Annotated in this window: 10 protein-coding genes; 8 read left to right on the forward strand and 2 right to left on the reverse strand. The window is 57.5% G+C overall.

Annotated elements, in window-relative coordinates:
* Positions 1–174 precede the first annotated feature (174 nt).
* On the reverse strand, positions 175–1,917 hold the full coding sequence (locus BLQ12_RS07865) for a SulP family inorganic anion transporter (protein WP_217640260.1): 1,743 nt from the start codon (positions 1,915–1,917) through the stop codon (positions 175–177).
* 621 nt (positions 1,918–2,538) lie between these two features.
* Here BLQ12_RS07865 and ppdK point away from each other — a divergent pair.
* Positions 2,539–5,271, forward strand: coding sequence for a pyruvate, phosphate dikinase (gene ppdK / locus BLQ12_RS07870; RefSeq protein WP_437438241.1), 2,733 nt, complete (start codon positions 2,539–2,541; stop codon positions 5,269–5,271).
* A gap of 362 nt (positions 5,272–5,633) precedes the next feature.
* Here the strand turns inward: ppdK and BLQ12_RS07875 are convergent, their stop codons facing one another.
* Positions 5,634–6,341 carry a FadR/GntR family transcriptional regulator gene (locus BLQ12_RS07875; protein WP_092209977.1) on the reverse strand — a complete coding sequence of 236 codons (708 nt, stop codon included), beginning with the start codon at positions 6,339–6,341 and terminating at the stop codon, positions 5,634–5,636.
* Positions 6,342–6,773: 432 nt separating this feature from the next.
* On the opposite strand from BLQ12_RS07875, the gene BLQ12_RS07880 reads away from it, so the two are divergent.
* The 7 genes from BLQ12_RS07880 (at position 6,774) to BLQ12_RS07905 (ending at position 21,434) form a co-directional block, all read left to right on the forward strand.
* Positions 6,774–8,483, forward strand: a complete 1,710-nt coding sequence (locus BLQ12_RS07880; RefSeq protein ID WP_092209980.1) for an acyl-CoA dehydrogenase family protein — start codon at positions 6,774–6,776, stop codon at positions 8,481–8,483.
* A gap of 316 nt (positions 8,484–8,799) precedes the next feature.
* Positions 8,800–10,053 (forward strand): nitrogen regulation protein NR(II), encoded by a 1,254-nt coding sequence (locus BLQ12_RS27355; RefSeq protein ID WP_175469580.1) that lies wholly within the window; start codon positions 8,800–8,802, stop codon positions 10,051–10,053.
* Positions 10,043–10,687: a response regulator gene (locus BLQ12_RS07885; RefSeq protein WP_175469581.1), complete on the forward strand. Its 645-nt coding sequence runs from the start codon at positions 10,043–10,045 to the stop codon at positions 10,685–10,687. Before BLQ12_RS27355 ends, BLQ12_RS07885 begins: the two co-directional genes overlap by 11 nt.
* Before the next feature lie 11 nt (positions 10,688–10,698).
* Positions 10,699–12,405, forward strand: coding sequence for a histidine kinase N-terminal 7TM domain-containing protein (locus tag BLQ12_RS07890; protein WP_092209984.1), 1,707 nt, complete (start codon positions 10,699–10,701; stop codon positions 12,403–12,405).
* A gap of 815 nt (positions 12,406–13,220) precedes the next feature.
* Positions 13,221–14,066 (forward strand): hypothetical protein, encoded by an 846-nt coding sequence (locus BLQ12_RS07895; RefSeq protein ID WP_092209986.1) that lies wholly within the window; start codon positions 13,221–13,223, stop codon positions 14,064–14,066.
* Positions 14,067–14,137: 71 nt separating this feature from the next.
* Positions 14,138–14,929 carry a TIGR00266 family protein gene (locus tag BLQ12_RS07900; protein WP_092209988.1) on the forward strand — a complete coding sequence of 264 codons (792 nt, stop codon included), beginning with the start codon at positions 14,138–14,140 and terminating at the stop codon, positions 14,927–14,929.
* Between the two features lie 88 nt (positions 14,930–15,017).
* Positions 15,018–21,434, forward strand: coding sequence for a hypothetical protein (locus tag BLQ12_RS07905; protein WP_175469582.1), 6,417 nt, complete (start codon positions 15,018–15,020; stop codon positions 21,432–21,434).
* The last annotated feature ends 79 nt before the right edge of the window (positions 21,435–21,513 follow it).

Below are 21,513 nucleotides of genomic sequence, written 5' to 3' on the forward strand. Positions count from 1 at the left end.
GAAAGCAGGTTGCGAATGCACTTTCCCCTTCGTTCCTCAGGGAAAATCACATTCGCCTAGGGTTCAGATTAAACTGAATCTGTTTTTTAAAACTGTTTATTAAACCCGTCGTTATAAGATCAGGCAAACGTTTGGCCCCCGGCAGGACAGCCGGAGGCGACGTTGGTCTGAGCCTCAGGGCTCATCGCCCCCATCCTTATCACACTCCCTGAAAATCCGGCAGGTACACTGGCTGCGGCACGCCTCATCCCGCTTGGCCACAAAAGCGGCGATGGCCTCGCGCTTGTGGTCGAAGATGTGGTCCTCTCCGATGCGGTCAATGAACCCCACATGGGCTATGAATTGAAACACCGTGGTTTTCAGGTTGCAGAAGTAGAGCCCGCCACCACGCGCCTTGAGGGTATCCGAAAGGTCCACCAGCATCTCGGCCCCGGCAAGGTCGATGTAATTGATCCCCTCGCTGACGATGAGCATGTTGGTCAGCCCCTCTTTTTCCACCATCTCTTCAATGCGGTTCTGGATGCTGCTCACCGATCCGAAGTAGATGGACCGGTCGATGCGGATGATCTTCATGTGGGGACATTCATGCAGGGGCCGTTTGGCGATATCGGTAAGCTGCCGGGTCCGGGTGGCGGGATCCGGGGCCATCACCACAATGTCCGGGGTGGAGGAACGCGAAAGAAAAAGGATCAGGGAGAGAAACACCCCGATATAGATGGCAAACTCCAGCTCCAGAAACAGGGTGGAGAGAAAGGTCACCAGAAGAATCGCTGATTCCGAAGGGCTGACGCGAAGGATAAATCGAATATGCCTGAAATCGATGAGGTTCCACGCCACAATGAGAATCACCCCGCCCATGGAGGCCAGGGGAAGCCAGGCCGTGAGCGGAGCGATGAGAAGGACCAGGGCCATGAGGGCAACGGCTGCAAAGATTGCGGACAGGGGCGTCTTGGCCCCGGCGGCGTAGTTGATGCCGGACCGGGTAAAGGAGCCCGACCCCGCGTAGCTGGAAAAAAAGCTTCCCACCAGGTTGGAGAGCCCCTGGCCGATGAACTCTTGGTTGCCGTCGATGCGCTGCCGGGACTTTGCCGCAACGGACCGTGAGATGGAAACAGCCTCAATGAGCCCCAGAAGGGCAATGGCAAAGGCATCCGGTGCCAGGGTCCGAACAGCGGGTATGGTAAGTTCCGGAAACGAGAGAGGGGGAAGCTGTGACGGAATCTCCCCAAGAAGGGCCACCCCGTGATCGGGCCCGCCCATGACCGCGCAGGCGATGCTCCCCGCCACCATCCCCACCAGAAGGTTCGGTGCCCTCGGAACAAACCTGCGGCACACCACGGCAGCCCCGATGGTAACAGCGGCGATGGCCGCCACAAACCCATTGGCCGTGGACAGGTGCTCGGCCATGGCAACCCAGGTATCCAGAAACGACTCCCCACGGGGCAGGGTCAGCCCCAGGACGTGCTTTAACTGGCTGGTTACGATGAGGATGGCGGCCCCGGCGGTAAAGCCCGTCACCACTGTGTGGGAGACAAAATTCACGAGGGTGCCAAGCCGCGCCAGGCCAAAGGCGAGCTGGAAAAAACCCGCAAGGAAGGTCAGGGTCAGGGCAAGCTGGATATACAACCCGCTCCCGGGTTCGGCGTACTGACTCACCGCAGAAAAGACCACTATGGATATGGCTGTGGTGGGCCCCGAAATAAGATGATGGGACGAGCCGAACAGGGCCGCCACAACAGGGGTGACCATAGCCGTGTAGAGCCCGTACTCCGGCGGCAGGCCCGCGATGGCCGCAAAGGCGACGGCCTGGGGGAGCACGATGACAGCCCCGGTGAACCCTGCCAGAAGGTCTGCCTTCAGCGAAGCCCGGCCCACAAGGGAAAACCATGTCAAAAAGGGAAAAAATCTTGCGATCACGTCTCTCTCCGATACGCTCAGGTGAGCAGTCATCAACACTCATTTTCGAGGGGTTCACGGCCACATGAATCACATGGGGTTGAGGCATACAAGGCCTTTGCCCGTGCGGGATTGAAGGGGCAATTCCCCTTCGGTGATGTGCCGGGATGTGGAATTGGGGTGCTGGTTGGGAAGCATCGGCTTCCGGTGGTGTTACAGATGGTATCTGGTAATTGTAATCAATCCCACGGGACACTGCAAGTAACACGGCAGGGTTGTCGAGGCAAGGCATCAATGGGCGCCCTGCCCCGGGCCCTTTTCCCCCAAGCCCCCCGCCCCCGTCTTGACACCGGTCACCCATGCCTGTATTTTATTCATATGGTTTGCTTTTCATCGTGTCCAGCGTCCTTCGGTTTTTACCCCATACCCACCCGGCCGTCCCCAGTGCAAGGTCAACAGGACGTGGTGACACCTCAATCGTTTCGTTTCCTAATCCCAGTCAAAAAATCACACCATTCACACCCACGGCCCCCTTGTCTCAACCCGGCCACCGACCCGCTCCACACGATGCACATCAAGCAAACCGTGAACGTCCCGAAATGAAGCACACACCCACCGTAAAACCAAGATCAAGCATGGAGGATGTCGCGCGTGGAAAAGTATGTCTACAGTTTCAACGGCGAGAAGACAGAAGGCAATGCGTCCTTGATGAACCTTCTGGGCGGTAAGGGAGCCAACCTCGCAGAAATGGCCCGCCTGGGCATTCCTGTGCCCCCGGGGTTCACCATCACCACAGAATGCTGCAACGCCTTTCTTCAATCGGGCGGAAGCTACCCCAAAGGATACGAAGACCAGTTGGAAGAGGCCCTGTCGCGCCTTGAGGCGAACATGGAGCTGGCCTTCGGGGATCCTGAAAATCCGCTGCTTGTCTCCTGCCGGTCGGGGGGTCGGCAATCCATGCCCGGCATGATGGAGACAGTCCTTAACGTGGGGCTCACCTCGGAGACCATCCCCGGTCTCATCAAGAAAACCGGCAACCCCCGGTTTGTCTACGACTCCTACCGTCGCCTCATCATGATGTATGCCGATGTGGTCATGGAAAAAGCCGAAGGCATCGAAGCGGTCAACGGCAACGGCATCCGCAACCAGCTTGAAAAGATCCTGGCCGCCTTCAAGGAGACCCGCAATCTTCAAAACGACGCCGATCTCACCGAAGACGACCTGAAAACCCTTTGCGGGCTGTTCACCGAGCGGGTGGCAACGGTGCTGGGAGAAGAGTTCCCCGACTCCCCCGTAGCCCAGCTCGAAGGGGCCATCGGGGCTGTGTTCAAAAGCTGGAACGGAAAACGGGCCCGCTCCTACCGCCGTATCGAGCAGATCCCCGACAAATGGGGCACCGGGGTCACGGTGCAGGCCATGGTCTTCGGAAACATGGGAAACACCTCGGCAACCGGCGTGGCCTTTACCCGAAACCCCGCCACAGGGGAAAACACCTTTTTCGGCGAGTGGCTGGCCAACGCCCAGGGCGAAGACGTGGTGGCCGGTTTGCGCACCCCCGCCCCCATCAACGACGCCACCAAACGGGAGACAAACAAAGGGGTCAAATCCCTGGAAGCGACCATGCCCTCAGCCTATCAGGAGCTTGAGTCCATCCGTACCACCCTGGAGCGCCACTACAGGGAAATGCTCGACATCGAATTCACCATCGAAAACGAACGGCTCTACATGCTCCAGTGCCGCGTGGGCAAACGCACGGGGACCGCCTCCCTGGTCATGGCCATGGAGATGCTGGAAGAGGGGCTCATTGATGAGATCACGGCCATCAAACGGGTGAAACCCCACCAATTGAACGAACTCCTCCATCCCATCGTGGACCCCGATGAAGAGAGCCGGGCCCAGTGCCTCACCGAAGGGCTCCCCGCCGGGCCCGGCGGGGCCTTCGGCCACCTTGCCTTCACCTCGGACGATGCCGTCAAGCTCGCCAAGACCCACCCCAATGTCATCCTGGTACGGGAAGAGACCAACCCGGAGGACATCGAAGGGATGCGCGCGGCATCGGGCATCCTCACGGCACGGGGGGGCATGACCAGCCATGCGGCCCTGGTGGCCCGGGGCTGGGGAAAATGCTGTATCGTCGGGGCCGGTGACATCGCCATCCACCCCTCCATGAAAAAAATGCAGATCGGAGACAAGACCTTCAACCAAGGGGACATCCTGACCTTAAACGGCACCCGGGGCCGGGTCTACGAAGGGAAGCTCAAGATGGTGGACGCCACCGAAGACTCACGGTTCCAGAGCTTTATGAAGATGGCGGATGCCTACCGCACCATGGGGGTCCGGGCCAACGCCGATACCCGGGAAGATGCCCTGGTGGCTAAAAATTACGGCGCCGAGGGCATCGGCCTGTTCCGCACCGAGCACATGTTTTACAGCGCCGGAGCGGATGACCGCCTCTTTATCCTGAGAAAAATTATCCTGAGCGACACCGAGGGCGAACGAAAGGCCGCCGTACGGGAGCTTGAGCCCTTTGTCAAAGAGGAGATCAAAGAGACCCTCAAGGCCATGGACGGCATGCCCGTCACCATCCGCGCCCTGGATCCCCCCTTGCACGAATTCGTTCCCCACTCCCGGGCCAAACAGGTGGAGCTGGCCGAGGCCCTTGGCGTGGACTTAAATGAAATCAAAAGACGCTGCGAGACCCTCCAGGAGAGCAATCCCATGATGGGGCACCGGGGCGTACGCCTGGGAATCAGCTTTCCCGATCTCACCGAGATGCAGGTAAAGGCCGTCTTTGAAGCCACCGCAGAGCTTGCCAAAAACGGGCATCATCCCCAGCCGGAAATCATGATCCCCGTCACCTGCGACGTGGAAGAGCTTGTGTTCGTAAGAAAAATCGTCAACCGGGTCTGCGAGGAGGTTGCAAGACAATACGGCCTTGCCGCCATTGTCCACAAGTTCGGGACCATGATCGAAATCCCCCGATCGGCCCTCAGGGCACACCAGATGGCCGAACTCTCGGAGTTTTTCTCCTTCGGCACCAACGACCTCACCCAGCTCACCTACGGCTTCAGCCGGGATGACGCAGGGGAGTTCCTGCCCACCTATCTTGAGAAAAAAATCCTCTCTGCGGACCCCTTTCAGACCCTGGACCCCTTAGGCGTCGGGGAGCTCATCAAAATTGCCGTGGAACGGGGCCGCGAAACCCGCCCCGATCTCAAAATCGGAATCTGCGGGGAACACGGCGGCGACCCGGCCTCGGTGCGGTTCTGCTTCAAGGCAGGCCTCGACTACGTAAGCTGCTCCCCCTATCGCATCCCCATCGCCCGGCTGGCCGCCGCCCACGCTGCCATCGAGGCCTCGGAAACGAAAAAATAACTCCGCCGAAGACGATGCCTCCGGCGGCAAGGTGTGCCACCTTGAAAGCAGGTTGCGGATGTGATTTGCCCCTCGTTCCTCGGGGCAAGCCACATCCACCTTTTAAAAAAGATGTTTAAACCTGTTCGTTCATCTTCTGGGTTATCAGAGCTTTGAGGTAAACCACTGCATCGGCAACTCTGATGCCTTAATATGGGTGCACCCGGCTCGTAAAATATCCGGGCTGAAACCACCACGGGCAGCCCTCTTTCCCAGGCTGCCCGTCCCTCCTCCTCACGACTCCTTAGTCCCCGTATTACCTACCCCCTATACCCCTATACCCCTATGACCTATTTACCTATGACCTGTATTACCTGCCCCTTCTACTTCCTGCTCTTATCCGTCAATCGCGCTTCCTTGATAAGGTTGATGCCGAAGAGCAGGAGTTTTTCCATCATGTACCCGCAGAGTTCTTCGTCTTTGGTCTCCAGGGCGGACACGAGGCTCCTCTGGTACTCGATGATCCCGTCGGGGTCGTCCCCGAGGTTGTAATAATAGGTCAGGTAGTTGATGAACACAGGCTTCAGCGTGTTGAAGATCAGCTGAACCGCCAGGCTGTCGGCTTTTTGAAAGAGGAACTCGTGGAAGGCATAGTCGCACTCGGCAAGGGCCCGTGCGTCGGTTCGGGCTGCCTGCTTTTCGTCCAGGATGCCGTGGAGATACCCAAGGTCCTCGGGGGTCAGGTTGTGCACGGCCCGTTTCACCGCAAATCGCTCGCTGATGAGACGAAAGTCCATAAAAGAGGTGAGGACATCATCGTTTAGGTCCAGGCTGTTTTCGATGTAATAAATCAGGAGCGAGAGGGCCGCCTCATTGCGATAATCCGTTACATAGGTCCCGCTCTGGGGCACCCGCTTGACCAGCTTCATGTGACCGAGTCGGCTCAGGGCGTCCCGAACGGTATTCCGGCTCGCATCAAACCGCTCGGCCAGCTCCCTTTCCGAGGGCAGCCGGCTCCCAGTCTCGTAACGACCGTTGAAGATATCCCGCCGAAGGCTCTCAAAGACTGTGTCTGCAATGCATGTGGGCATGGGTCCATCCCGGCAGCCGCTGCAGGCGGCCACAAAAGCTTAAATAGTGGAAGGTACCGTCAAAACCAGGACGCCGGGCACATGATCACCGGGGCTGTATCGGTAAACAACACCCCGATGCCCCACGCCATACCCGCCCTGTGGTACCGGGGTACAGGAGCTTTTACCGCATGGTAAAAATGTACGTCACAAGTAATACAGGGCTAAAAATTGGTCAACCAATTTTATTTTTTATGTTGCACACAAACAAATGTTCGATGAGTTCAAGGCTGTAAATACACGATATTTGACAATAGGCCCCAAAAGAAACTTTTGTACACGACTAAAAATCCCTTGATACCCCCCGGAATTGGTGCTACCAAAACAATGTTTCTTAATACTCGGAGTCGAATCCACATATTTGCTTATTTCAGTTGTTCAGGAGGTGAACCCATGGTCCTTTTAAACCCGAAAAAATACAAAGACAGAAATTACCCGGACGAGCGTTCCAAAGAGATCATGCTCAAGACCATCGACTGGTTCGAGAACAAGGGTCTTGCGGCTATCAAGAGAGACTATCAGGAACGAACCTTCACCAGTGACTTTGCCGATTTTATTCGTGACGAGCACATCTTTGAGACCCTCTTCCTGCCCAAGGGCTACGGGGACGACCCCAATCAGCACTACAGCACCTACAAGATGTTCGAATTCTCCGAAATCTGCGGGTTCTACAGCTCTGCATACTGGTACATGTACCACGTCTCCACCCTGGGCCTGGACCCCGTTCTCCTGGGCGACAACGAAGAAGCCAAGCACAAGGCGGCCGCCAAGCTCAAAGAGAATCCCCTGTGCGCCTTCGGCCTCTCCGAGCGGGAGCACGGTGCGGACATCTACTCCAGCGACATGAAACTCTACCCCCAGGGCGACGGTACCTACCTGGCCCAGGGCAGCAAGTACTACATCGGCAACGGCAACGAAGCCGGAACCGTAACCGTCTTCGGTAAGCTTGCCGACACCGGTGACTACGTCTTCTTCATGGTGGACTCCAAGCACGAAAAATACGAGTGCGTGCAGAACGTCATTGCCTGTGACCAGATGTACGTCTCTGAGTTCAAGCTCCATGACTACCCCATCACCGACGCCGAGATCCTCTCCCGCGGCCAGAAGGCCTGGGACGACATGCTCAACACCATCAACATCTGCAAGTTCAACATCGGCTCTGCTGCCATCGGCCTCTCCACGCACTCCCTCTACGAAGGCCTGAACCATGCGGCCCACCGTGAGATCTTCGGCAAAAAAGTCACCGAATTCCCCCACATCAAGCAGCTCTTCTTCGACTCCTACATCCGTATCACGGCCATGAAGCTCTTCGGCCTGCGTGCCACGGATTACATGCGCGCCGCCGGTCCCGAGGATCGCCGCTACCTCCTGTACAACCCCCTCATGAAGATGAAGGTGGCCATCCAGGGCGAGATCGTTCACGAGTTGATCTGGGACGTTCTGGCAGCCAAGGGTTTTGAAAAGGATCAGCACTTCGAGCACGCAGCCGTCCAGATCAAAGGGATGCCCAAGCTGGAAGGCACCAAGCACGTCAACATGGCCCTCATGGCCAAGCTGATCCCCAACTTCATGTTCAACCCGAAAGAGTACGAAGAAGTCGGCCTGAGAAACGGCGCAGAAAACGACGACTTCCTCTTCAACCAGGGTCCCACCAAAGGCTACGGCAAGATCCAGTTCCACGATTACATGCCTGTCTTTGAAAGCGTTGACCTGCCCAACGTCAAGGTCTTCATCAAGCAGGTGGAACTCTTCAAGCAGCTCCTCATGGAGTCCGCCAACGACCTCATGGGCCAGATGGCAAACTTCGACTTCCTCTACGCCATGGGCGAGATCTTCTGCGTGGTTCCCTACGCACAGCTCATCGTGGAAAGCGCCAAGCGCGAAGGCCTCGAAGACGACATCCTCGACTCCATCTTTGACGTCTTTGTCCGAGACATGAGCCGCTACGCCCTCGACCTTGCCATGAAGCCCTCCAGCACCGAAAAGCAGCAGGAACTCTGCAAGCAGATGGTCATGAAGCCCGTGGTCAACGAAGAGAGATACAACCGCGTGATCAACGACCACCTGTATGCCCTGGTGGACGCTTACAAGATGAACCCCTAAGACCAGCCCGTCCTGCCCCTTCCCCTTTATTCGGGGAAGGAGCAGACTCCATTGAATAGAAAAAGGCAGGACCGATTCGGTCCTGCCTTTTTTCGTTCTTCCCTCCCGCCGTTGCCCCCCCACCTTGACAAGACAAAACAAACCATGATTAATAGGAAAACTTTTCCAACAAACAAATGCACGGCAACACGCCGCATGGGGCAGACGCCCCCGGCAGGGGCGTTTATAAACCATTGACGGAGCATCCCGGGGCCCGGACCACAGGCGTTTTCACGGCCACGTCCCCCAGGGTGTTTACCAACCCAAAGGAATGGACGTGGGGGACGGGCGTTACTACACATTTGATCAGTTTTACTCTGTTCTTTTCCTTACGTGCCTGCTCACCGCCATCAGCATCCTAGGCGTCATCAGCTGCTACCAGGGATTCAAACAGAAAGGGCGGCTTATCCTGGCTGCCCACGCCACCCTGGGAGCGGCGGTGTTCATGCGGTTTGCAGCCGAAGTGGTGGTCTCCCCGACCCTTGCCCTCGGCGCCAGGCAGGCTGAGCTGGCCTGCACCCTGATAACGGAATGTATCGTTCTCCATGTGATGGGGCAACGCTCGGCCCTGGCCCCTTTTCTCTCCGCCAGGGCGCTTCTGATCCCCTGCGCCGCGGTAGGAATCCTTTTCCAGGCCCACGGGCCATGGCTTATCCAAAACCACAGCCATTACGTCATGGCCTTTGGAACCGGTTACCTTGCCGTCACCGGCGGTATCCTTCTGCTTTCCGTTGCAGCCGGCCTCTCCTCGACGTCGCGCCTCCGTGCCCTGCTTCTCTTTGCCCTTCCCCTGGGAGTGCACCTGGCAGGGGCCTTTTTCGGGGGCACCCCGGGGGAGACAAGCCTGCTCCTCCTCTACCCCTTTCTCCTTTGCGGGCTCCATCTCTTTTCAACGGAGTTCAGGGCCTATCACATCGGGGACCAGGCCTTTGCCAACATCACCAACCTCATCGACGACGCGGTGATTCTCTGCGACGAGCAGCGGGAGATTGTCTACCGCAACCCCCTCGCCCAAAAGGCAAAATTCCTTAAAAAAGGGATCACCACCGTACCGGACGAGGGCCCCGGAGCCCTGGTCGCCCAGGGAATGCGTCCGGCCACCCCGTACACAATCCCGGTCTTTTCCTCCCCGGACGAAAAAAGCCACATTTCCTGCCGTACCCAGCCCGTGGGTCCCCAGGAAAATAGCCGCTTTTTTATCTTCACCGACATCTCCCGACACATCGAGATGCTTGACCTGCAGGAGACGCAGAGAGCCCAGCTGGAGGAGGCCAACCAGAGGCTGCGCCAGTACTCCCACATCGTCTTTGACCTGGAAAAAGAGAAAGAGGTGTCCGCCCTGTTGAGCGATGTCACCCACACCCAGGACACATTCATCCACCAGTTCCGCGCCCGGGTCCGGGCCTTGTCCCAAACCCGGAATGCGGCAGGGTTCAACGAGCGCCTGGACGCCCTCATCGGGGACGCCCAGGCCAACCTCTCCCGCATCCGTTCCCTTGTCGCCCGTTACAGGAGATACCATGGTACCTGATATTCACGTCATCATCGCCGACGACCAGCTGCTCTTAAGAAACTCCCTTGAGCAGATCATCAACAGCGATCCCCACATCACCGTCACAGACAGCGTGGGCTCCGGTGAAGAGCTCATCGAAGCGTGCAACCGCAAGGCCCCGGACCTCATCCTCATGGACGTGGAGATGCCCCGCATCGACGGCCTGGCCGCCCTGAACATCCTCAAAAAAAGCCACCCGGACATCAAGGTGCTGATGCTCACCACCTTTGAGAACCCCGAGTACATCACCGATGCCTTCCTGGGCGGGGCCGACGGCTACATCACCAAGGATATCGGCTATGAAAAGCTGATCTTAACCATCCGGTGCGTGGCCATGGGCATGACCGTGATCCACCCCGGTGCCCGAAAAATCCTTTTGGAACGGTTCAAGCCCCTGGGCCCAGGGAAAGCCACCTACACAGATCTTTTGAGTATGGAGGAGATCAACATCGTGCGGCTCATCGTCATGGGGGAGAGCAACAAGACCATCGCCGAGACCCTCCACTACGCCGAGGGCACCGTCAAAAACAAGGTAAGCCGCCTGTATGAAAAGCTGGGCATCACCAACCGGCTGGAGCTGGCCGTCTATGCCGTTGAAAACGGCATTGAATAGGATACCGCGCCGTGTCTCCGACCCTTCAATTAGAGATCTCAGCCATCTGCATCATCCACATCATCGCCATCGTGCTCTCGGTGGTCTGCCTGGCGGTCTTCACCATGAAGAGCCGCAGGGACGACCCCTCGGCCAACGCCTTTCTGATACTCCAGGGGGCCATGACCCTGTGGATGGTCTTCAAGATCCTGAAAACCGTCTCCCCGGATGTGACCCTGAGGTGGGTCTTCATCCTCGGCTACTACGCCTGCACCTGTGTGGTGGAGGCGGCCTTCATTGAGTTCGGGCACGCCTATGCCCGGGGCACCCGCCTGCCCCGGAAGATCCGCCCCCTGGTCTACGGGCTGCCCGTGCTCCAGTTTTCCTGGATCCTCACCAACCCGCTGCACTTTCTCTTCTACGGCCATTACGACTTTTACGGAGACAGCTTCGGCCCCCTGTTCTACGCACACATGCTCATCGAGTACACCTACTTCGGCGTGGGCCTTTTCTACTGCAGGCTTCGGTTCAAAAAGGAATTTTCCACCAGAAACCGGGCGGTGACCTGGATTGTGAGTACCGCCATCCTGGTGCCCCTTTTCCTCAACCTCCTTTATATCACCAAGGTGCTCCACACCCTCACCTTCATGGCCCGCATCCCGGTGATCTTCGACATCACCCCCATTGTCTTCACCTGGTCGACCCTGCTCTTTATGTACGCCACCTTCAACCACGACCTCTTCTCCCTGACGCCCCTGATGCGCCACGAGATCACCCACCACCTCAACCTGCCCATCGCCCTTTTCAACCGGCGGTTCCGCCTCGGCTACACCAACGGGGCATTTCAGTCCCTGTTTGCCTCGGGTCACGCCATGGACGATTTTCTGGCCACGCTGCCGGACCAGCTCGAAAAATCCGGAGAGTCCGGGTTTGAAGCACGCATCGGAGACGCCTCCTTTGTTGTCTCCTGCAGGAAAATCCGCACCGTCACCGGAGGCCAACTCCTGGTCACCTTAAGGAATGTCACCCAGTACAAGGCCATCCAGGCGGACATCATGGCCGGCCAGGAAAAGATCGAGGAAAAGAACAAGCGCGTCAACGAGACCATCCGCCAGCTAAAAGAGCTCTCCAAAGGCAGCGCCCGAAAGTTTGTGGCCCGGGAACTCCACGACATCATCGGTCACTCCCTGGTGGCGGCCATCAAGCTGTTGGAGGTGGCCCGCATCTACGGCCCCCACGACACGACCCGGGGGCTCCCGTCCCTGACCCATGCCGTCACCGCCCTGGACACCGGCCTCTCCGGCATCAAGGCCGTCCCGGAGTCCCAGGAGGAGTCAGGCCGGGTCACCGGGGAAGAGCTGAAAAAAGAGATCGACGAGCTCATCGAGCAGGCCCGCCACACCGGCCTGGATGCCAGCCTGAACCTCCAGGGGATGATCTATCTCCTGGAACCCGCCCTCTACACCACCCTTCACCGCACCTGCACCGAAATCATCACGAACTGCCTCAAGCACGCCGACGCCACGCGCCTCTTTCTCTCCGTCAAGATCCGTGAAACCCACGCCCACCTCATGGCCGTGGACAACGGAAAAGGGGCCCATCCCCTCATTCCGGGCAGCGGCCTGCTGGGCATGGAGGAACGCGCCCGCGCCCTGGGAGGCGAGGCCCACTTCAGCTCCGAAGACGGTTTCATGACCCGCATCACCATTCCACGTCAAGGTGACCTCTCAGTTTCTTAAGACCTGCCCTAAAATCAAACATACAACGTCACTGTGCAGCTCTTAAAAAGCGGCCTCCTATGGTTAAAGCCGGTGGAAAAAGCAGGCCTCCGGCGGCGAGGTGAGCCACCTCGAAAGCAGGTTGCGAATGCGCTTTCCCCTTCGTTCCTCAGGGAAAATCACATTCGCCTTTAAGATGACATTGACTCAAGGACAATTCGGCCTTAGTCATCGTTTCGGCCAGTACCATAAAAACCGCGAATTACCCTTGGTCACCATACTGCAGACGGAACATGTAATTCCGGACATGGGTCCCCGGTCACTTGACGATACGAAAGGTGGCAGGTGCCGGACAGCAAAACGGTACAACCGGCCCCTTTTCCCGGGCAGCCGGGGAAGACGAAGAGGTGCGAAGGACATCACACTCTGTACCGTCTTTCCCGCGAAGGCGGGAACCCATGTTGGTTATAGGATACTGCCGGGCTTCATGATGCGGGTGGTGCGATAAACGTGAAGGTGGCCTTAACGATGATCAAGGCCGACAATTCTTAAGGCCTGTTTGTTAAACTTTCCTGTCGCGCCGTAGCCCTTGGACGAAGGAGGGTTAAATGTTTAGCCCCTACCTTGCCGCCGGAGGCATAAGCTGAATAGTTCTCCCCCTTTTATGACCGGCGTCACCGCCCGATGACCTGAGTCACTCCATTCCCGTCCAAAACAGTGACGTGCGGACACACCAAAAGTGACTCGCAACACATTGACTTAATTCAATAAATCTCCTATCTTTTTCCCGCCACGCGGCGAATCCGCCAACGTTACCATTACATGCAGGAGACCCCATGAAACACGCACTACTGACCTTTGTCATGATTCTTTTTCTTTCAGCCCCGGTGCATGCCGTGGAAAATCCCTGGACACGAAAGCTGCCCTTCAAAGAAGCCGTGGTCACCTATGAAATCTCGGGGACCATGCAGGGAAAAGAGACGGTCTATGTCAAAGACCATGGCCGCACCACTGCCGCCTACCACACCGAATCCGGGTCGAGTTTCGGGGTGCCCATGAACTCCCGGGAACTCACCCTCACCACCCCGGAGTGGGTCTACACCGTGGACTTGGGAGACAACACAGGCACCCGGCAGATCAACCCCAAGAAGGTGATCGAAGAGGAGTTTGGCCGCCTCTCCCGCAAGGAGCAGAAAAAACTCGTTAAAAACAGCGATAAAATGGGCATCACCATGGTGGGGGATATGAGCGGATCCGTGGAAAAAAAAGCGGTGAAGCTGAAAGGGTATGCCTGCGACAAGGTCACGGCCCTGGGCATCGAAACCTTCACCCTTGCCGGAACCGACTTTCCCATGAAGGTGTCGGGCAGCATCATGGGCATGCAGATCCATGAAGAGGTGACCCGCATCGAGAAGAAAAGGGTCCCCACGGAAAAATTCGCCCTGCCCCGGGGAGCCGACATCCGCCACGAACCCGCGGCCGATGCCGTAATCCGAAACCAGATCCACATGATGTTCCAGTCTCTTCTTGCCGGAGAGCGCCCGGTGAGCCGCCAGGAGCAATCCATGGATGACATGGGCGAGGCCATGGAAACCTTTCGACAGATGCAGGAAAACGGCGGCCTTGAAGCCCTCCAGAACCAGATGCAGGGCCTCTTCGGACCGTCCGGCCAAGGCGAGTAACCATTCCATTTTGACCATGTCCCACACAGCCACCGGCTGATTACGACCTATTTTTTATTAAGGAGCAACACATGCAGAGCCACGAAATCGACTACACCATTATCGGCGACGACATCCAGATCATTGAGGTGGAGCTGGACCCCGGCGAGACGGTCATCGCCGAAGCCGGTGCCATGAACTACATGGAAGAAGAGATCCGGTTCGAAGCCAAAATGGGCGACGGCACCGAACCCAAGGGAGGTGGGATCATGGGCCTGCTCAAGGGTGTGGGAAAACGGGTGCTCACCGGCGAGTCCATCTTCATGACCCACTTTACCAATGCCGGGGCAGGGAAAAAACACATCGCCTTTGCAGCGCCCTACCCGGGAAAAATCATACCCGTGGACTTAAGCGGCATGGAAGGCGGCACGCTTTACTGCCAGAAGGACGCCTTTTTATGCGCGGCCCTTGGCACCAGCATCGGCATCTCCTTCAGCCAGAAGCTGGGCCGGGGCTTTTTCGGGGGCGAAGGGTTTGTCCTCCAGAAACTCACCGGCGACGGCATGGCCTTTGTGCACGCCGGGGGGACCATCGTCAAAAAAGAGCTCCACGGAGAAAAGCTCCTCGTGGACACCGGCTGCCTCGTGGGGTTCACCCAGGGCATCGACTACGACATCCAGCAGGCTGGGAACCTGAAATCCATGTTCTTCGGCGGCGAGGGGCTCTTTCTGGCCACCCTGCAAGGACACGGCACCGTCTACCTCCAGAGCATGCCCTTCTCCCGCATGGCGGACCGCATCATCGATCACGCCCCGTCCGTTGGAGGCGATGAGAGAGAGGAAGGGTCGCTGCTGGGCAATATCGCGACACTCTTTGAAAAATAGCAAAAAGACAGGGAAACGCCCTCCAGGCCGCCCCTTGGCATAAATGCACATCCCGTGCATGACCAATCAATGCCCTCAGGAGACCTCAATGTATCGTTTAAAACACATATCCTTCCACAGATTCCTGTCACTTTTCATCATCGCATGTCTGATGGTCGGATGCGGCGGCGGGGGCGGTTCACATGAAGAGCCACCGGCGGCAAGCGCCCCGGTGGCCTTGCAGGACCCCGATGGGGTTTTGGCCTCCATTGGCCTCACCACCAATGAAGACGTAAAAAACAAAATTTCCAAATCGGGCGTTGTTGCCCTGACGGTCGAGATACGCAACGAGAATCCTGCGTTGCCGACTGAAAAAATCATAACGGTTCTTAAACAAAACAATAAGAACATCGAATACAAAAAACTCGAAAAACAGGGTGTCTCCAAAGCTGTGATCTCCAGGCTGAAACAGCTTCCCTATTCTCCGGTTGCCACCAAACAATGTGTCCAGCTCCCGGACCCTGAGATTTTTCCGATCCAGGCTTCCTCAGACGCTCTGGCTCAGCTCAATGAAGCAAAATTAAAGACATTTAACAGGAAGCTGCGCCTGCGCGGCCAGGCGCCCCTGGCCATGGGCGATTTCCTTGCCCTGCAAGCCGCCTTCAGCAAAACAGAGATCGTCAATAACTTTGGCAACCTGGATCAGCAAGCCCAGAACATCCCGGTTCGTCGTACGCCCCTGACAAAGGCCCTGAGAAGCACCCCGTCCACTGGCTACACCCTGGTCAATGCCGTGGACGAACTCAAGGCGACCGGCGGCATCGGCACGGAGCCGTCACCCAACGATGCCTGCGCCATGGCCGCACTGCCCGGCCTGCCCATGGCCATTGCCCAACCCGGCGAGCCCGTTGACACCGTTATCGTCCACGCAGACGGCAACGATGCGGTGGTCTCCATTCCTGAGACCGGCATCGCCGTCATCGTGGCCAGCAGGGAAGCCACCATTGAAAACAGTGAGGGGGAAACGCTCTGCACAGGCACCGCCACGGACGCGCACGTCTATTACCTGCCCATCACCCACGAGAACCGTTGCAAACCCTTCCGGTTTGTCGGTGCCAGCACCGCGTACAGTGTAACGCTCATGGAGATCATCAAGCCCGAGCGCCTCACCGAAAGAGCGTTTGTGGACGGCGCAGAGTACCTGACCACGGGGCAACCGGCCGAGCTCCTCAATTCATGCACCTATTTCAAACCGAAATCGTATACCTTCAGTACCCTCAACTCCCATCTGGACACCTTGGACCTCACGTTCAAAACAGAGTCCGACGATGCAGCGCAAGGGTTTACCTTTCTCCTTTATTCGCCGTATGGGGATGTCTACACGGGCGACCAGGATGGCTTGAGTCACCCTGTGGACCGAGACTCCGGCATCTGGCGCCTGGACATCCTGCCGTCCGGGAGCGTCTCCGTCCATTCGGAAAAAATCACGGGGCTCTCAGCCAAAGAGCTCCTTCCCGACGACGAGACCATGTTCACCCTCACCCCCCTTGTCACCACCGATCCCGATGTCCAGACCAAAGAGTTCATGCTCGGCATCGTCAAGACCATTTCCCTGAAAACCCAGGGGGAAACCGGTGCCTTCAACGAAGGCGAGGTGACCATAGACTTGAACACCAGCATGGCCCCCAAACTCGTGATCCCATCCTACATCGACGACATCATCGCCAGCGGCGACAAACTCAACGAGCGGGTGGCGCTCTGGCAGGCGTGGGCAAAATCCGAGAAAACAGGCCGAGAATTCGAGCCCGAGGCAGAGTGTTTCAAGTACAAAGACCTCTTTGACCTTTTGAAGCGGTGCTACGAGACGGAGCACAGCGTTGACTATCAGAACGACCCGGAGATCTACGAGTGCCGCGACCAGAACGGGGAGTCGGCCGTCTGCATCCGTGGGGAGCTGGGACCCTACAACATGGCCGAGCCCATCCCCGACGAGTTCAAGGCCCGGGTGGTCATGACCGATTTCTCCAAGAAAATGCAACGCCAGTACCAGGATGTCGAGTACCTGAACCTCTTATCCAACTATTACGACCTGTACCAAAACTGGAAAGATCGAACCGTGCAGGTGGACACGGCCCAGTTCCCCTACGACGGGGTGCCCTACAAAACCCATGAGTTTACAGCCTGCCAAGAGGGAGACGCCGAGTGCATCGCAGCAGCGCTGAGGGGGGATTACCCACGCATCCCCGTCATCATCCAGACCAACCGGCCCATCTTCGGGGTCTCCCTGGATCGCCTCATCAAAAGCACCCTGCCCATCACCTTCGACTACACGGCAAGCGACCAGGACGTCTACGACACCAACGCCGCAAACTGGGCCTTTGTCAGCTATCTGGCCAGCCAGACCTTCAACATCGTGACCGGCAACTTTGTGGGCATGATCTGTGATTCGGTGGACCTGGTGGACGATCTCCATGACGTGGAACTCGCCGCCCTGGACGACCCCCTGGGCAGCGCCCGGGTCAGCATCAACCGGTACTCCAGCAGCGACCCCTTTTACGGCCTGCATCATCAGGACGCGTTCACCTTTTTCATGTCCGGGGTGCCGGAGCAAAACAGCGAGGTGGACACCTACGGCCAGAAATTGAATTACGCGCAAATTGCCTGCGACTGCGCCAACCTTTCGAGCTCGGGGCTGCAGTTTGCAAAAAACACAGACCTGCTCCTCAACCTGGACTATGAACAGCTGGGCAGCGTGGCCGATGTCTACAAAATCATCGCGGGGACTTCGACGGCCATTGGCGGGGCCGCAGTGATGGCGGAAGCCGAAGAGGTATACAGCCTGATCCGGGAAGGCAAGATCGACCAGGCCAAACAACGCTTAAAAACACACAGCGACATCAACTCCCTGACGGAAGGCAGGGATCTCTTTGATGACCTGGACAGCCTCATCGCCCATTATGGGAATGCGGGCTCTGCCGGAAACGGAAACAACGTCTTAAAATCCAACGCCAAATACTTACTGGGCACCGACAAAAAAACCCGGGCGGAGGTGGAATTCAAACGGGTAAGCTCGGTTCCCGTGGCCAATCTGGAGGTTGTGCTTGACCGGGTGAAGATCATCTCCAACTACGAAGAGGCCGGCAACACGGCTGAGATCAACATGCTCCCCTTTGTGGGGGTGGTGAGCGATAAGCCCCAGGAGGGAGACGCCCTGCACGCGGTGTTCACCGAGAGTGAGGCCATCATCGATGGGAACCACAGCTGGAATTACCTGCGATTTGGGGGAGTAAAAGATGGCCAGACCCTGGAAACACCCGATACGATTCTCTATTCGGGGGGCGGATACAACGCCGCCGCGGTCTACGTGGAGCTGGCCGTTATGGAAGATGACGCCATCAGCGTAGAAGACGACGACATGATCGGCGTCTTCAGCCAGACCATCCCGCTGGAAGAGATCTTCAACAAACACGCCGATTACACATGGGCGTTCCTCGGCGGCAACAACTATCGGCTCACAATCACCGAATACCCCATCTACAACTCCAGCAATCAGCTCTCCCTGGAAAACCCCTTGAGCCCTGACTTTGAACGCCAGAAAGCCCACAACCGCAACCGAAGGCCCAGCGCCCTGGTCTCGTTGACCCTCAACCTCACCTTAGGGGATATGAGCATCCCCCACCCCAGGGTGGACACCTCCCTGGACTTAGGGGTCATGGGAAGCGGTCGGGACACCTACTCCATGAACATGACATCGGTTGCAAGCACCCCTGCCACGGGGCGTCTCCTGGATGTCTACAACGGCGCGGCCATCGTGGGAGAGAACCTCAAAAACGCAAGCCTGGTTGAGTATGGCGTCGGACCGTCTTACTACCTGACGAACCGGTTCACCTATGATGTAAGCGCGTTCACAGGCGAGTTGCTGCCCATCGCCCAGGCCCTGGCCTCATCCAAAGCGCTCTCGACAAAGGAGTTGCCCCTGGTCCGACTCCTTCCGGGAAATCGACTGCTCTTTGCCATATCCCACCATGAAGGCGCACGGCTTATGATCGTGACATACAATGCTTCGGGAGCCATGACCCTTGAGAAAAGCGAACCCATCAAAGACGCCGAAGGCAACCCGGTGTACAGCATCTTAAAGGCAAAGCTCTCTCCCAGCCGAACCCGCCTGATGGTGCCCTTTGTGCCCACGGACTATGCCGGCACGGACAAAAAGACCCCCGCCTACACCCACTTGAATTTGTATGAAATCGACCTGGCGGAAGACATGGGGGAGACCACAGAGATTACCCGTCTTTCATCCAACTCCTTCGGCAACGGTGCGCCGCTGACAAGCATCGAATTTCTGGATGAGACCCATGTGGCGGTCATGACACGGACCCTTTTGTTCGGCGAGGCTGGCTACGCCTGGTGGCCCGATTGGGAAGAGGTCCAGCGCACCTGCACCAGCGACAACCTGGACTGCCTGTTTGAACTGGTGGGCAACGACCTGCTGCTTTTTGCCATCAACGACAGCCACCGCCTCGAACTCACCGACGCCCAGGATATTTTCTACGCGCCGACAAACGGAAACGATATCAAATCGTATTACCCGCTGAAACGCATCTTCTCGTTCAGGGACCTTGTCAACGACCTGCAATGCGTGGCAACCGTTGACGGCTCCTCCTCTGTACTGCGACTGGGACGGCTCCTTTTCCAGCTCCGGTATGACACGTTCACCGACGCGTACTACTTCGGTGACCGGTCCTCCTACCAGAATGTCCCGTCCCTTCGCTACAACCCGGACGGGGCCTACTACTGTGCCGATGGCCTCACCTGCTCCGGGTACCTCAAATCCGCCGTCAGCCCCCGAAGAGACGATACCGATGTGTACCGGAGCACCGAAAAAATGGGGCGATTCGAGTTTGCAGACACCGACCGTGACCTGGCCCTGGGCTTTCAAGGCACGACCCTCCACCTGCTGAGCCTGTATGACGGGTTCGCCTACAAAGGCCCGCAGATCACCGGAGCCATTCTCAACACGGGGGTCAGGGTCAGCGCCTCCGAACCCCTGACGTTCTCCTTTACCGTCACGGACAGGGACACCCCCTTAAACGAACTGGACATCACGGCCCGCATCGTCTCGGTCAATGCCCCGGGTGGGTACACCGGCACCACCGTATCCTCTGTGACCTCAACGCCCAACGCTAACGGAGGCTATGACTGCACCGTCACCCTGACCACCGGCGACTTTGATACGGAGAGCCTCCTGACCCAGCGCGTGATCCTCCGCGTCAGTGACGGCACCTACACCAGTGAAAAGGAGTTCACCATTTACCACAAGCCCTCCATCCTCATTCCCTTTGCCGACGGCACCCACGGCACCGAACTCTGGAAAACGGACGGAAGCACGGGCTCCCTGTTAAACGACGCCAACCCGAACGGCGACTCGGTCTCCTTCGACATCCAGCCGTTTAAGTCCGGCAATCGCTACTATTACACCTATGACGACGGCAACGTAGACCAGCGACTGTTCACCGCAACGCTTGACGAAGGAGCAACCCCCCTGAAAGAGAGCCTGACACATGCCGCATACTCCTCGTTTGCGACACTGGGGGACCGGGTCTACTTCCGAACTGCCCCGACATCAACAGAGACGGCCCTCTGGAAAACTGACGGCACAGAAGATGGCACCACCCAGGTGAAATCCATTTCAGGCGGAAACATCCAGCAATTGCAAACCATCGACGACACGCTCTTTTTTTACGTAAACGGGCATAGCAGCCCGGACTCCCTGTGGAAAAGTGACGGTTCTGCAGGCGGCACGACTCTGGTAAAAGGGTCCCTGGACATTTATGGACACCTCACCAGCGCCGGTGGAAAGCTCTTCATCGCCTCCGATGAGATAGACGGCAACGCCTGCGGTCTCTGGGTAAGTGACGGCACCCCTGGCGGAACCCAGCTGCTCCAAGGGTTCGAAAAGGTGCCATGGAAACTGACCGAAGCCGGTGGCCTGCTCTTTTTCTTTGCCCACTACCAGACAACGGATGGCGAAAACACCATCAACCACAGGGACCTCTGGAAGAGCAACGGCACCGTGGATGGCACACAATTGGTAAAAGCCATGGAAAGACAAGGATCCTTGGACGTCAAAGAGATGTTTGCCGTGAATGGAACCCCCTATTTTATAATGAATGATGCGATCTGGACCTCGAACGGCACCGAAGCAGGAACCGTTGAGGTCAGAAAGCTCTACACACTGCCCGATTTCAATCAGGTAAGGGGGGGCATTCGCGTTGTCGCCGACACCTTCTATTTTAGTGTCTGGCGCTATGCCTCATCGCTTGACTATCAAGTATATGCCATGCAACCGGGGACGAGCGATGCGCTCATAGAGGTAAGCGAAAGGAACCCGGAAAGAAACATCCTTTACACGGAACCGACCGGCGCAAACGAATTCCTCTACTCAACCCAAGATGATACGCACCATTATCTTTGGAAACATACCCCGGACGACGGGTCTACACTGATCGAGACAACAGACCGCTAAGAATACCGCCCCAAATGCCCCCGGCAGCCCTGCCGGGGGCCAAACCTTGGCCGGTGTCTTGGTTCTGTTGGCCTTGGTC

Origin of the sequence: Desulfoluna spongiiphila, from assembly GCF_900101345.1 — a bacterium.
In the GTDB taxonomy this organism is placed as follows: domain Bacteria; phylum Desulfobacterota; class Desulfobacteria; order Desulfobacterales; family Desulfolunaceae; genus Desulfoluna; species Desulfoluna spongiiphila.